We start from the raw sequence: 14064 nt of genomic DNA, 5'->3' as shown, positions 1-14064 counted from the left end.
TAGTAATTTACCAACGTTATTTTTATCTTAGTTATTTTTTAGATGAAGAAGATGATGATACATAACCTGATAGAACATCTTTCAAGTCACTATCTTTAATAGATACATCAGCTTTCTTTAATACCTTAGAAACTACGCTTTGCATAACAGTAGAATCTTGCATCCATGAAGCGTAAATCTTAGATTTAAGTTCAGCAGTGTGATCGCTCATCTTACCCTTAGAAGGTTTCTTAACAAGTTGAATAACACTGTAACCATAACTAGTCTTAACAGGTGTTGATGTATAATCTCCAACCTTATCTAGTTTATATGCAGCTGTCTTAAAGTCGGTATCGATACTTGTACTATCGTTATCAAAGGCAGCCATCTTACCACCCTTGTTCTTTGTAGCTGAATCAGTTGAATATTCTTTAGCTAACTTAGCAAAATCTTCACCGTTTTGAAGTTTTGTAATAACTTCTTCGGCAGTAGCTTTTTTGCTTACGAGAATTTGTGCAACTTGAATCTTAGGTTGGTAGCTCTTCCATTCTTTTTTAAGTTGAGCGTTTGTAATTGTCTTGTTCTTCTTCAAAGCAACTTTTGTAAGAAGGTTAGTACGAATGTTCTTCTTGAATTGAGCGGTTGTCATACCATTTTGTTGAAGAATAGAACTGAATGATGAACCGTATTGGTTCTTATATTTGTTGTATTCCTTATCTACTTGCTTTGTTGATACATCCTTACCATATTGGTCCTCAAGGGCCTTAGAAATAATCATGGTTTGAAGTGTTTGTTTACCGGATGAAGAACTCTTCATTTCTTTGTAGTATTCTTCTTGGGTAATTCTGCCACCTTTAAGAGTAGCAACGGTCTTGTTACCAGAACAACCGGCAACAACTGTTACCATAAATAGACCAGCAATAGCTAAGATCCACTTAGTTAATCGTTTATTCATCTTTACACATCCTTAATTAATATGTCTACAATTGAAAAGACTACCATAAATTAAAGCTAATAGTTTGCCATTTTAGGAAAAAATCACAAAAAATTCATAATTGGCACTATTTATTGTTGAATTCATCAATAGTTGACTGCATATCTGCAATTGAACTTTGAAGTTCCTCAACATCAGGTTTGATGCTCTGAGAATAGTCTGCTATATCATTTTGAATTCCAGATAAAACCTCCGGAACAACTGAGGCATTTTTTTGTAAATCTGCTAATATATCCTTAAAATCTTTTATATTGCGAAATAACTTGGTATCATTGAGGTTAGGTGTAGTATCAGATTGCAAAATATTAATAGCAATACCAGAAATTGTTCCGACTACGAATCCAGTAAAAAATTTCATCTTAATCCTCCAAGTTTTGTTTGATTTTATTCGCACGGGCTTGTAATTCATCATTACTTGCTAAACCAGTATTATCTCCCCAGTGCATTGAAAAATCATCATCTTTAGAATAACGAGGTACTAAATGAATGTGTGAATGCATGACGCTTTGATAGGCAATTTCACCATTGTTTTGGCAGATGTTCATACCGATAATATCTGGGTTCGATGCTTTAATTGCACGAGCGATCATAGGAACTTTCTTGAAAACACGTTGTGCCAAATCCTCATCATAAGCAAAAATATCTTGAACATGCTTTTTAGGAACGACAAGAGTATGTCCAGGTGTTACTTGGGAAATATCAAAGAAAGCTTTGATATCATCGTCCTCGTAGATTGTAGTACTAGGAATTTCATTATTAATTATTTTGCAAAAGATACAATCATCCATGTAAAAATCTCCTTTCAAAAACAGCATTATATTTATTACAATGCTATCATAATAACATTATTAAAAACAGATAATAGGTGGTTTAATCCATGACGTTAGAAGTAAAAGAACTGACCGGAGGATACGGTCAAGTATCAGTTTTAAAGAAAGAAACATTTACAGTTGAAAGTGGTCAGGTCGTAGGTTTGATTGGTTTGAACGGTGCTGGTAAATCAACGACGATAAAACACATTATTGGCTTACTTAATCCGCGTGGCGGTCAAATTTTAATTGATGGTGTAAGCTTACATGATGATGTTGAGAAATATCGTAAAAAGATTGCATATGTTCCCGAGATGCCAATTCTTTATCCTGAATTGACATTAAGAGAACACATTGAGATGACTATAATGGCTTATGATCTTGACCATGATAAAACTTGGAAAAATGCTAATGAATTATTAAAGATATTTCGTCTAGATAACAAATTGGATTGGTTTCCTCAGAACTTTTCAAAGGGTATGAAACAAAAAGTAATGATTGTATGTGCCTTTATGACAGATGCAAGTTTGTTCATTATTGATGAGCCATTTACCGGACTTGATCCATTGGCTGTAAATGATTTATTAAATATTGTTGAGTCTAAGAAAAAAGCGGGCTGTTCAGTTTTGATGTCTACTCACGTTTTAGCCACTGTTCAGGATCATGCTGATAAATTTGTTTTGATTAATCATGGTCAAGTAAGGGCTGATGGAACACTTGATCAACTAAAGGCTAATTTCGGTATGCGAGAAGATTCTAATTTGGATGATATCTATATTAAGATGTCAAATGAGGATCTCTAATGTTAAAGCTATGGAATGAACGATTAAGAAGACATCAGCTTAATCAATTTAAGTATCTGAGATTGATTTTCAATGACAATTTTGTTTTAGCCTTTATTGTCTTGATAGGAGCCTTGGGGTTCTGGTATTCTAATCTTTTGGGTACAATTCATCATCAATTAGTGTTTGGCAAACCAATTGTCATATTATTGTTATTTCTTACAATTCAGATAGGTGGAGTTGCAACCTTATTGGAAGATCCGGACAGTACTTTTCTATTGGTAAAGGAAAAAGAATTCTATAAATATTTTAAAGCTGCTAAAAGATATAGCAGCTTTATGCCAATCGTAACAGTAGCTTTAGTAAATTTCTTATTATCAGCTTTTTCTTCTAGAGGAGCTGGATTAAGAATTGTTGATATTGTAGTTATTGCTGTTGGTTTAATAATTTACAAATTAGGTTCTTTAAATATAAATTTGATGGAAATTTATAACCAAGCTAAATTAGGCAATGTCAGTATGCGGATAGTATCTAATGTATTGTTGGTGATTTCTCTGATTGTTTCGACCTATTTATTTAGTTGGACAATGATTGTTATTGCAGTGATCTACTATTTATTCTTAAATAATCAGTCGAAGAAATTGGAAAACAGTGGTCAATTACAATGGGACTTTGCAATTGAGACTGAAAATCAAAGAATGTTTAGAATTAAACGTTTCTATAATTTATTTACTGATGTACCCGGAGTTAACAGTAAAATCAAACGTCGTAAGTGGTTGGATGGTTTATTTAAACCAATTAAACCGGTCTCTAACAATACGTATTTATATTTATTTGCACGTGGTTTTGTTAGAAACAATGAATACATTGGTTTATTTTTAAGATTAACTGTTATTCAAGCGATTATGTTGGTTTTAATTGATAACTTTTATATTTCATTAATAGTAGAGATGCTATTTATTTACTTGGTAGGTTTTCAATTGAAACCTTACTTTAAAGAGGTTATGCAAAATCTTATGCAACGACTTTATCCAATTGAAGGAAAAACTAAAATTTCAGACTTCACTAAATTGAGTACAATAATTTTGTCAATTCAGTGGTTTATTAGTGCGTTAGCAATTGTTTATAAATTTGGCTTGAGTATGAATAGTTTGATCATCATCGTAGCGGGATTGGCTGTTTTGATATTTGTAAACTATTTCTATATGCCAAGACAATTAAAAAAATATCTAGATTAATGGAGAGTATTAATATTTATGCGATTAAGAAACAAACCTTGGGCTAAGGAAATGATCAATGACAATCTTGACCTAATTGCTATTCAACCAGAAAATATGCAAGGAAAATGGCAAGATCGTTTTGAAAAAAGACAACCTTTGTTTATTGAAGTTGGTTCAGGTAAGGGAAGATTTATTACTGAATTGGCTAAACAAAATCCTCAAAATAATTATATTGCTATGGAGGTCCAAGAGGGTGCGATTGCTTTGGTACTAAAAAAGCAAGTCGAGTTAAAACTACCCAACTTGCAACTTTTATTAGCAAACGGTGCTGATTTATCGGAATATTTTGCCGAAAATGAAATTGATGGAGTTTATTTAAACTTCTCAGATCCATGGCCCAAAACACGCCATGAAAAGAGACGTTTGACGTATAAATCATTTCTGAAACAATATCAATATATTTTAAAAGACGATGGTTATTTGCGTTTTAAGACTGACAATCAGGGATTATTCGAATATTCTTTGATTAGCATGAACAATTATGGGATGAAATTTGATGAGATTTCCCTAGATCTCCATAATGATTTAGCATTAAATCAAGATAATATCGAAACTGAGTATGAAGAAAAATTCTCAAAAAAAGGCTTCAGGATAAATTACCTGAAAGCCCAATTTAAAAAATAGTTAAAGATTGTTTATTGTACCTTTTTAATGTTTAAAAGCTCACCGGTAATGGCATCAGCGATGAAGTGATATTGAGCAACATCGAATTCGTCCATTGTTGTAACTCCACCTACGATTCCCCAAGTTGAACGTCCGTTGACGTCTACTCTCTGGTAGAATGGTTCAACCCATGATCCAATTACCTTACTATCTTCGCCCAAAACGGACTTAACCTTATCAATTATTTTCTCGCTATCTAGATGGTGTTTTACTAAGACTGTAGCAGCCGCACTAGCAGCGAGTACAGTACCAGCAACGATTAATGAACCGATACCTTTTTTACTCATAAAAATCACTCCTTGATTTTGATTTACTGATATATTACCACTATTATATAACATTAAAATGCTCAAGATCACTTAATTGACCGTTTAACAAATAAAAAGTATCTTATTTATGAGGTGAATATTATGAAAACATTTGAAGATTATGGTGTAAAAGATTGGCACGAAGTTACAAAAGCAGGCAAACATATTATGTTTTGGCACGCTGACTGGTGCCCAGATTGCAAATTCATCGAACCTAAATTGCCAGAACTAGAACAAGAATATTCAGACTTTAATTGGATCAGTTTCAACCGTGACGATAATATGGAAATTGCTCAAGAATTAGGAATTATGGGTATCCCTAGCTTTGTTGTTATTGAAAATGGAAAAGAAATTGGTAGACTAGTAAATAAAGATCGAAAAACTAAAGAAGAAGTTGAGACCTTTATTAACAGTGTAATTAACAAATAATTAATCAAGTGAGGGAAAGAACTTGCTATTAAGCTTTTATAATCCAGATGTTTTAGGGGACGTTTTAATTGTTGAGACAGCAGAAGATGTCAAAACACAAGAAACTATCCAAAAGGATAATGTTGTACGTATCTTCAATGAAGATAACGATGCAGTTATCGGTTTTAATTTCTTTGGCCTAGGTAAGGAACTAGGTATCCAAGATAACTCAGGTCAAGTATTTCTTGATGACGAGCAAGTAAGTATTTTAAATGCTGCAATTGTCAAAGCAGGCTTTTCTGATGAATTAGAAACTGACAATAGTCCTAAGTTTGTAATAGGACATGTTGACGAGATCAAAGCTCATCCTGATTCAGACCATCTACACATTACTCAAACTGATGTTGGATTCGATAAACCAGTTCAAATCGTTTGTGGAGCACCCAATATTGAACAAGGACAATTAGTTGTTGTTGCGTTACCAGGAGCGGTAATGCCTACAGGAACGGAGATTTGGCCTGGTGCTTTGCGTGGTGTTGATAGCTATGGGATGATTTGTTCAGCTAGAGAACTTGCTATTCCTAATGCACCACAAAAACGTGGTATTTTAGTGCTTGAGAGTGGCAAAGCTGGTCAAGCTTTTGATTTTGAAGCAGCAAAGAATTTGTTCGATTAGGAGTTATTATGGAAAAGACAGTCTATCATTTTGTTGGAATTAAAGGAACAGGAATGAGTGCTTTAGCACTCATCTTGAAAGATTTAGGATATGAAATTCAAGGTTCAGATATTGATAAATATACATTTACTCAACGTGGACTTGAACAAGCAGGAATTAAAATTCTACCCTTTGATGAAAAGAATATTCATGAGGGTTTAACAATTGTTAAAGGAAATGCCTTTAATGATGATCAAGTAGAAATAAAAAAAGCTAATGATATGCACTTACCAGTAATTACTTATCCAGAACTAGTGGGTAAATTGGTCAATGATTATACATCAATCGGTATTGCTGGGTCACATGGTAAAACAAGTACGACTGGACTTTTAGCACATACATTGAGTGGAATTGCTAAAACGTCATATTTAATCGGCGATGGTACTGGTAAGGGTATCAAAGATGCCAAATTCTTTGTTTTTGAAGCAGATGAATATCGTCGTCATTTCTTGGCCTACTCACCAGATTATTTGATCATTACTAATATTGATTTTGATCATCCAGATTATTTCTTCGGTGGGATTGATGATGTTGTCGATGCTTTTGAATCAGAAGCTAGAAAGACTAAGAAGGGTATTTTCATTTGGGGTGAAGATGCACATGCCAAGAAGATTCAGGCAGATGCCCCAATTTATACCTATGGATTAAATGAGTCAGATTACATTCGTGCAACTAATATTAAGAGAACTGTTAAGGGATCATCTTTTGATGTATCTATTAATGGTGAAAATATTGGTAACTTCCAAGTTCCATTGTTCGGTGAACATAATGTCTTGAACTCACTAGCTGTTATTGGTGTTGGTCATATGGAAAAACTAGACCATGCTTTGATCAATCGTGAATTACAAACATTTAGTGGTGTTAAGAGACGTTTCAGTGAAAAGAAAGTTGCTGATCAAGTTATCATCGATGATTATGCTCACCATCCACAAGAAATTAAGGCAACAATTGATGCTGCTAGACAAAAATACCCTGATAAGAAAATTGTTGCTGTATTCCAACCACATACTTATACGAGAACCTTAGCTTTGATGGATGATTTTGCTAAATCACTTGATTTGGCTGATGAGGTTTACTTGACTAATATCTTCGGTTCAATTCGTGAAGCTCATGGTGATATAACAAGTAAAGATTTAGGCGATAAAATCAGTAAAGGTGGAAATGTTCTAACACTTGATGATTTGTCACCATTATTGGATTATCACGATACTGTGATGATCTTCATGGGTGCTGGCGATGTTCAAAAGTATGAAACGGCTTATGAACAATTGTTAAGTACTTTAAATCCTAATCAACAATAAAAATAGTTATGTTTTAATATAAAAGGTTCTAGTGATAATCGGATTTTGATTATTACTAGAACCTTTTTTGTAATGAATTTAATTTAAAGCAATTTTAAGAAAATTGAGGCAATAATAACAGAAGCTACGGACACTGTAGCGAAGCCACCAACCAACATTTTAGGTAGAATATTTTCAGTCAAGTAGGCCTCTTCATCACTGTCCTTAGCAACAGTTCGACAGATTTCAGTTGTAAGAATAAAATCAGCTGGGAAACCAAAGAGAGCGGTTAATGAGCAGGCAAAGGCCATTTCACGACTGAAACCAAATGGTTTAGCAAGTAGAAATGAAGCAATGAACATTCCAGAAATCCCCAAAAGAATTAATACAACAATTTGAATGATTATTTTTCCAATAATTGCTGGAGTGGTTAGGCTTAATTGAGCAAAAATATATGCTAACAAACCGTACATTAACCAATTAAAAATTTTGGCTTTATCTAAGGCGTTTGTCTCTATGAAACCAAATTGATGAGCAATTACACCGAAGATTAAACAAATAACATTGGCATTGATGACACCATGTAATAAAAGTCCTATCCAGTTGGCTAGGAGAGCAACAATGGCAACACGGGCAATAATAAAAATTGGTGTTTGAAATTGCGGTGGCAAGTTAAGAAAAGGTTTTTGTGAGTCCTCAGAAATTTTATGCTGTCTAATTAGTTTAGAAACATCAGAATTTGGGTTATCTTTTTCCTGATGATATTTTATGGATAGACGCTTGCCCTCTTTTCTAAGCAGAATAGCGGTCAAGGGGTAACCAATCATTGAATGCATAATAAACATTGAAACCGGTAAGGCAACAAGAGTCGTGATTCCTGCAGACTTGAGACCATTGGTCATTAATAACGCAGCAACGATGCCACCAGTTAATGGAGGAACAGCTGCGACCACTGTTTTCCAATTGAAAAAGAGTGATCCAATTACTAAAGTGAAGATCAAAGTTCCACAGACTCCCAGTAAAGCGATACAAACAGCCTTCCATTGATTGAATAATTCCTTCAGATTCATTAAACTGCCCATTTGTACCAATAAAAGCGACATAGCAACACCGACAAATTGAGGTGTGTATGATGCTTGGGCAACAATATTTTTAGGAAGAATGGTCCAGAATCCAATTGCAAAGAGTACAGCAGTAATGAAAATCGAAGGAACGAACGCTTTCGTTGCAGCGGATATCCACTCACCAATTAACATAAAGATCATAACAATAGTAAATGATAGAAGATAAGTCATGTACTGAGCCTCCCAGATAAAAAATAAGTTCTAGTTTCTTATTGCAAAATTTATGATGTTTTGATGATTTAATCAATGTATAAAGCCCTAATCAGACAATAAGTATATTGGTCTATAAATTAATTGTTTAGTTTTGACAATAGAATAAATAGATTTTAAACTCATGGCATATTAGCTCTGAGAGGAGTGGTCTGCAATGCAAACTTTATATAAAAATTTTAATTTGTTTGATGGAAAAGATCCTCGAATACAACCAAATGCTTGGTTTATCATTGATAATGAAAAGATTATTAAACTTGGTTTTGGTGATGCACCTAATGTTAAAAATACAATCGATTTAAAAAATAAATTTGTTATGCCTGGGTTGATCAACTCACATGTTCATTTAATGATGGAACCAATTGGTAATAAATTGGAGTACTTATCAGAAACTGAGGTTACTTTTGTAGCATTAGAGAATCTAAAAAAAGCTTTAAAAGCTGGAGTTACTTATATTAGAGATTGTGGATGCGCATTTGATGTCGATGTAAAATTGCATAAACTTCAAGAAGAAGATAAATTAGGTGGAACAGAGATTGTGCCATCAGGTCGACCAATGAGCATAACTGGCGGACACGCTGATTTTGTTGAAGGTATTGATGGCGAAACAACTTGGGGTAATATTGTTAACTCGCCTGACGAGATGCGTCAAGCAGTTCGCAAAGAGTTTAAAAGAGGGGTTAAAAATATTAAATTGATGGTAACTGGTGGTGTAATGTCGGCTACCGATCAGATTGATGATGTCGAGTTTTCAAAAGAAGAGATACAAGTTGCTGTCGAAGAAGCTCATACCAAGCATATGACAGTAGCAGCTCATGCTGAAGGAACTGCAGGAATACATAGAGCAATTATGGCTGGGGTTGATTCAATTGAGCATGGTTGCTTGATTAGTGATGAAGATATTGAATTGATTAAGGAAAAAAACATTTATATCACCCCGACAATAATAGCAACATATTCAATACCCACTTATGGTACTGGAAAGTTACCAGAGTATATGGTTGATAAAGCTAAAGGATTCATGGAAAAATTTTATGCTCGTATGAAAGTTGCAACCAAAGCTGGTGTACCTATTTCTTTTGGCACAGATGCCGGAACACCATTCAATACTTTTAGTGATATTCCTAAAGAATTAGAATTATTAACCAATGTTGGTGCAACTAACGCTGAAGCTTTATTATCGGCAACTAAAAATAGTTCCCATTTATTACGAATAGATGATAAATATGGTTCATTAACAGAAGGGAAAATAGCTGACTTTTTAGTACTTGATGAAAACCCACTAAAAAATATCAAAGCCGTACAACAAGAAAATAAATCAGTTTATAAAAAAGGCATCAAAGTATATTAGTATTAGATAAAATATTATCAATTCAAAAAGGCTAGTTCAAATGTCGGTTTCTGAACTAGCCTTTTTGAATTGATATTAAATTAAAGTAATTTTAAAAAGATTGAAGCGATGATTACTGAAGCAACCGAAACAGTTGCAAAACCACCAACTAACATTTTAGGTAAAATATTGGCGGTCAAATAAGCCTCTTCATCGTCGTTCGAAGCAACACTATGACAAACCTCGGTAGTTAAAATAAAATCAGCTGGGAAACCAAATAATGCAGTTAATGAACAAGCAAATGCCATATTTTTAGTCATCCCAAATGGTCTGGCAAGTAAGAAAGAAGCAATGAACATACCAATGATTCCAAGAATAATAAGAACTAAAATTTGGATGATGATTCCACCAATAACTTTAGGTGTGGTTAGACTTAATTGTGAAAATACATAAGCCAAAAGTCCATACATCAGCCAATTAAAAACCTTGGCTTTATCTAAAGCATTGTCTTCCAAGAAACCTAATTGATGTGCGATAACTCCGAAAATCAAACAAATAACATTAGCATTGATAACACCATTCATTAGTCCGGCAACCCAGTTACTTAATAATGCTACTAAAGCAACTTTAACAATAATAAAGACTGGTGTTTGATATTGGTTAGGAAGATTAAAAATGGGTTTCTTCTTTTCGTTTTCAATTCGTTCTTGATGGATCATTTTAGAAACATCAGAGTTTGGATCGTCTTTTTCATTTTGGTATTTATTAACTAAACGATGACCTTCTTTTCTGAGTAAAAATGATGTTAAGGGGTAACCAATCATTGAATGCATAATGTACATAGAAACGGGTAGGGCAACTAATGTTGTAATTCCAGCAGCTTTAAGGCCGTTAGTCATCAGTAATGCGGCGACTAAACCACCAGTTAGAGGGGGAATAGCAGCAACAACTGTATGCCAATCAAAAATAAGAGTTCCAACAATTAAAGTAAAAATTAATGTTCCACAGACTCCCAATAAAGCAATACAGACAGCTTTCCATTGGTCGAGTAGTTCTCGTAAATTCATTAAAGTACCTAAGTGAACAAGCAATAAGGAAATACCAATTCCGATAAATTGAGTATTAAAGGAAGCTTGCGAGACAATATCTTTGGGCAAGATTGTCCAAAAGCCGATCACAAAACATACGGCGGTAATAAAAATAGACGGGATAAAGGCCTTGGTGGCGGCGGATACCCAATCACCAATTAACATAAATACCATAACAATAGTAAAAGCAATAAGATAATTCATAAACTTGTCCTCCTAAATAACAAGATTAAAGAAATATTAGAAATAAACTTATTCTTTTTTAATTATAGTGTCAAATTTGATTTCAGGATAAAAGTTTAATTTCAACAGAACTACTTATAGGATATAATGTTTCTTAATTTATTAAAATTTAAAATATTTTAATTTATCATTGACAAAAATTAGAATAAATCTTAGAATTTGATCAATAAATTCAGGAGGCATTACTATGGCACAAACTTTATATAAAAACTTTAATCTATTTGATGGCAATAAAACTAAGATTCAAAAAAATGCTTGGTTTATTGTAGATAACGAATCTGGAAAGATTATTAAGTTAGGGTTTAATGATGCTCCCAAAACTGAGAATACAGTTGATTTAAAAAATAAATATGTGATGCCGGGCCTGGTTAATGCGCATACCCATATCATGATGGATCCAATTAGTAATAAATTAGAGTATTTGTCTGAAGCGGAAGTTACATTTACAGCTTTGAATAATTTAAAAGATTTACTAAAGGCGGGGGTAACTTATGTTAGAGATTGTGGTTGTGCATTTGATGTTGATATTAAACTACGACGTTTGCAAGAAGCTGGTCAATTAGGTGGAACTGAAATTATGCCATCAGGTCGACCAATGAGTATTACTGGTGGTCATGGAGACTTTACCGAAGGGTTGGATGGTGAAACAACTTGGGGCAATTTGGTTGATTCACCAGATGAAATGCGTAAGGCCGTGCGTCGTGAATTTAAATTAGGTGCTAAAAATATTAAGGTTATGGCAACTGGTGGTGTTATGTCAGCCACTGATCAAATTGATGATACCGAGTTAACAGTTGAAGAAATTAAGACAGCCGTTGAAGAGGCACATTCTAAACATATGACTGTTGCAGCCCATGCTGAAGGAGCTAACGGAATTCATAATGCTATCGTTGCTGGCGTTGATTCAGTTGAACATGGTTCTTACATTACTGATGAAGATATTAATCTGATGTTGGAAAAAGGTACTTATCTAACACCAACGTTAATTGCTGCCTATACAATTCCTGAATATGGTCAAGGTAAGCTGCCTCAATATATGTTGGATAAAGCAAATTCATTTATTAAAGAATTTTATGCTCGAATTGGAGCAGCTGCTAAGGCTGGAGTTAAATTAACATTTGGGACAGATGCAGGGACTCCATTCAATGGCTTCAAGGATGCTACGAAAGAATTTGAATTAATGAATCAAGTAGGAGTAACTAATGAACAGGCACTGAAAGCCTCTTTGAATAGTGCTGAATTAATGGGGATTGACGATGAATACGGAACTATAAAAGAAGGAAAATTTGCAGATTTCCTAGTTTTGGATAGTGATCCTGTGGCAGATGTGAAAGCCATTCAACAAGTTGATAAATCCGTATACAAAAAAGGTGTAAAGGAATTTTAGAAGGAGTTTTTAAAAAATGACAAAGACGTTTATCAATTTGAATTTATTCAATGGAATTGAAGACAAGATTTATAAGAATAGTTATTTGACAGTTGGTGACAATGGAAAAATAATTGCTAAGGGAATCGGAGTTCCGGACGATAATAATGAAAAAGTAGATTTAAAAAATAAATATATAATGCCGGGATTGATCAATGCGCATACCCATATCATGATGAATCCAATTACTAATAAATTGGAATATTTATCTGAAACAGAAGTAACTTTTACGGCATTGAAAAATTTAAATACTTTATTACATGCAGGTGTTACTTATATTAGAGATTGTGGCTGTCCATTTGATGTCGATATCACGTTGAGAAAATTACAAGAGTCTGGACGATTGGGAGGTACTGAGATTGTGCCATCAGGTCGTCCAATGACTATGACAGGCGGTCATGGTGACTTTAAGGAAGGACTCAATGGCGAGGTCACTTGGGGACATTTAGTTGATTCACCAGATGAAATGCGTAAGTCCGTTCGTCAGGAATTTAAACGAGGTGCTAAAAATATTAAGGTTATGGCAACTGGTGGCGTTATGTCTTCCACAGATCAAGTGGATGATACGGAATTAACCCAAGCAGAAATTCATACAGCTGTTGAGGAAGCTCATACTAAACATATGACCGTAGCATCTCATGCACAGGGAAATAATGGAATCCAAATTTCTTTAGATGCTGGTGTTGACTCTATTGAACATGGTATCTATGTTGATGAAAAACAAGCGGACTTTATGAAAGAAAATAATGTATATTTAGTACCCACTTTGAATGCATGTGCTGGTATTGATAAATATGGAATTGGTAAGATTCCTGACTATATGATTAAAAAGAATGATCTAGTTAAAAAAGATTTCTTTAAAAATATTGGAATGGCTCTGAAGAAAGGCGTAAAAGTTGTAGTAGGAACAGATGCGGGAACCCCATTTAACAGTTTTGAAACTGGAACAACAGATGAATTGGAATTAATAACCCAACTTGGTGTCAAGCCATATCAGGCACTTTTGGGAACAACACAGTATGCAGCCGAATTGTTAGGTATTACTGATAACTATGGAAGCCTAGAGCTTGATAAAGTGGCTGATTTCTTAGTTTTAGATGATAATCCTCTAGAAAATATTAAGGCGGTTGCGCAGGTGGATAAACAAGTTTATAAAAAAGGACAATTGGTGAAATAGAATTTTCCCTTATATCTGCTTAGGATTTAAGAAAGAACATTCTTCATGATTTTTTCGTATTGTTCTAGCAATAATTTTTTTAAAATAGTAGAGTAATAAGTAAGAGATAGGCTATGACAAAGTGAATTGTCATGGTTTTTTTTTACGAAAAGAGGCAATAACGTGGAAGATTTAGTATCAACACGTGTCAAGTTGTAAGCACCTAATAACATGTCTATTATCCACATCTGACGCTACCGACGAAGACG

15 protein-coding genes are annotated in these 14064 nt (G+C 34.0%); 9 read left to right on the top strand and 6 right to left on the bottom strand.

Annotated features, from left to right (window positions below; genetic code table 11):
* Window positions 1-31: 31 nt before the first annotated feature.
* From CBP76_RS08550 to CBP76_RS08540, 3 genes are all read right to left on the bottom strand, one after another.
* Window positions 32-934: a peptidylprolyl isomerase PrsA gene (locus tag CBP76_RS08550; protein WP_102196485.1), complete on the bottom strand. Its 903-nt coding sequence runs from the start codon at window positions 932-934 to the stop codon at window positions 32-34.
* A gap of 106 nt (window positions 935-1040) precedes the next feature.
* Window positions 1041-1331: a hypothetical protein gene (locus CBP76_RS08545; protein ID WP_102196484.1), complete on the bottom strand. Its 291-nt coding sequence runs from the start codon at window positions 1329-1331 to the stop codon at window positions 1041-1043.
* A 1-nt stretch (window position 1332) separates the two neighbouring features.
* A complete protein-coding gene (locus CBP76_RS08540) occupies window positions 1333-1761 on the bottom strand; it encodes an HIT family protein (RefSeq protein ID WP_102196483.1) in 429 nt (142 codons plus the stop codon).
* Between the two features lie 89 nt (window positions 1762-1850).
* On the opposite strand from CBP76_RS08540, the gene CBP76_RS08535 reads away from it, so the two are divergent.
* From CBP76_RS08535 to trmB, 3 genes are read left to right on the top strand one after another with little or no spacing between them, the layout of a single operon-like run.
* Window positions 1851-2585 carry an ABC transporter ATP-binding protein gene (locus CBP76_RS08535; RefSeq protein WP_102196482.1) on the top strand — a complete coding sequence of 245 codons (735 nt, stop codon included), beginning with the start codon at window positions 1851-1853 and terminating at the stop codon, window positions 2583-2585.
* Window positions 2585-3802, top strand: coding sequence for an ABC transporter permease (locus CBP76_RS08530; protein WP_102196481.1), 1218 nt, complete (start codon window positions 2585-2587; stop codon window positions 3800-3802). Before CBP76_RS08535 ends, CBP76_RS08530 begins: the two co-directional genes overlap by 1 nt.
* Before the next feature lie 18 nt (window positions 3803-3820).
* Window positions 3821-4468 carry a tRNA (guanosine(46)-N7)-methyltransferase TrmB gene (gene trmB / locus CBP76_RS08525; RefSeq protein WP_102196480.1) on the top strand — a complete coding sequence of 216 codons (648 nt, stop codon included), beginning with the start codon at window positions 3821-3823 and terminating at the stop codon, window positions 4466-4468.
* 11 nt (window positions 4469-4479) lie between these two features.
* Here the strand turns inward: trmB and CBP76_RS08520 are convergent, their stop codons facing one another.
* Entirely contained in the window at window positions 4480-4794 is a 315-nt protein-coding gene (locus CBP76_RS08520; RefSeq protein ID WP_102196479.1) for a hypothetical protein, read from the bottom strand.
* Between the two features lie 123 nt (window positions 4795-4917).
* Here CBP76_RS08520 and CBP76_RS08515 point away from each other — a divergent pair, with 123 nt between their 5' ends.
* The 3 genes from CBP76_RS08515 to murC are packed head-to-tail and all read left to right on the top strand — an operon-like array spanning window position 4918 to window position 7239.
* The gene (locus CBP76_RS08515) at window positions 4918-5244 is read left to right on the top strand and encodes a thioredoxin family protein (RefSeq protein WP_102196478.1); all 327 of its coding nucleotides are present in this window, start codon (window positions 4918-4920) and stop codon (window positions 5242-5244) included.
* Between the two features lie 22 nt (window positions 5245-5266).
* Window positions 5267-5899 carry a YtpR family tRNA-binding protein gene (ytpR, locus tag CBP76_RS08510; RefSeq protein ID WP_102196477.1) on the top strand — a complete coding sequence of 211 codons (633 nt, stop codon included), beginning with the start codon at window positions 5267-5269 and terminating at the stop codon, window positions 5897-5899.
* Window positions 5900-5907: 8 nt separating this feature from the next.
* Window positions 5908-7239, top strand: coding sequence for a UDP-N-acetylmuramate--L-alanine ligase (gene murC, locus CBP76_RS08505; RefSeq protein ID WP_102196476.1), 1332 nt, complete (start codon window positions 5908-5910; stop codon window positions 7237-7239).
* Between the two features lie 83 nt (window positions 7240-7322).
* On the opposite strand, the gene CBP76_RS08500 is transcribed toward murC, so the two are convergent.
* A complete protein-coding gene (locus CBP76_RS08500; protein ID WP_102196475.1) occupies window positions 7323-8513 on the bottom strand; it encodes a hypothetical protein in 1191 nt (396 codons plus the stop codon).
* Window positions 8514-8709: 196 nt separating this feature from the next.
* Between CBP76_RS08500 and CBP76_RS08495 the strand changes: the two genes are divergently transcribed.
* Complete coding sequence (locus CBP76_RS08495) at window positions 8710-9903, top strand: metal-dependent hydrolase family protein (RefSeq protein ID WP_102196474.1); 1194 nt, start codon at window positions 8710-8712, stop codon at window positions 9901-9903.
* An 80-nt stretch (window positions 9904-9983) separates the two neighbouring features.
* On the opposite strand, the gene CBP76_RS08490 is transcribed toward CBP76_RS08495, so the two are convergent.
* Window positions 9984-11174 carry a hypothetical protein gene (locus tag CBP76_RS08490; RefSeq protein ID WP_102196473.1) on the bottom strand — a complete coding sequence of 397 codons (1191 nt, stop codon included), beginning with the start codon at window positions 11172-11174 and terminating at the stop codon, window positions 9984-9986.
* A 226-nt stretch (window positions 11175-11400) separates the two neighbouring features.
* Between CBP76_RS08490 and CBP76_RS08485 the strand changes: the two genes are divergently transcribed.
* Complete coding sequence (locus CBP76_RS08485) at window positions 11401-12600, top strand: metal-dependent hydrolase family protein (RefSeq protein ID WP_102196472.1); 1200 nt, start codon at window positions 11401-11403, stop codon at window positions 12598-12600.
* Window positions 12601-12616: 16 nt separating this feature from the next.
* Window positions 12617-13816: a metal-dependent hydrolase family protein gene (locus CBP76_RS08480; protein WP_102196471.1), complete on the top strand. Its 1200-nt coding sequence runs from the start codon at window positions 12617-12619 to the stop codon at window positions 13814-13816.
* The last annotated feature ends 248 nt before the right edge of the window (window positions 13817-14064 follow it).

This window comes from Companilactobacillus nuruki (assembly GCF_002872255.1).
Classification (GTDB): Bacteria; Bacillota; Bacilli; order Lactobacillales; family Lactobacillaceae; genus Companilactobacillus; species Companilactobacillus nuruki.
This window is presented reverse-complemented; position numbering and strand designations above follow the sequence as displayed.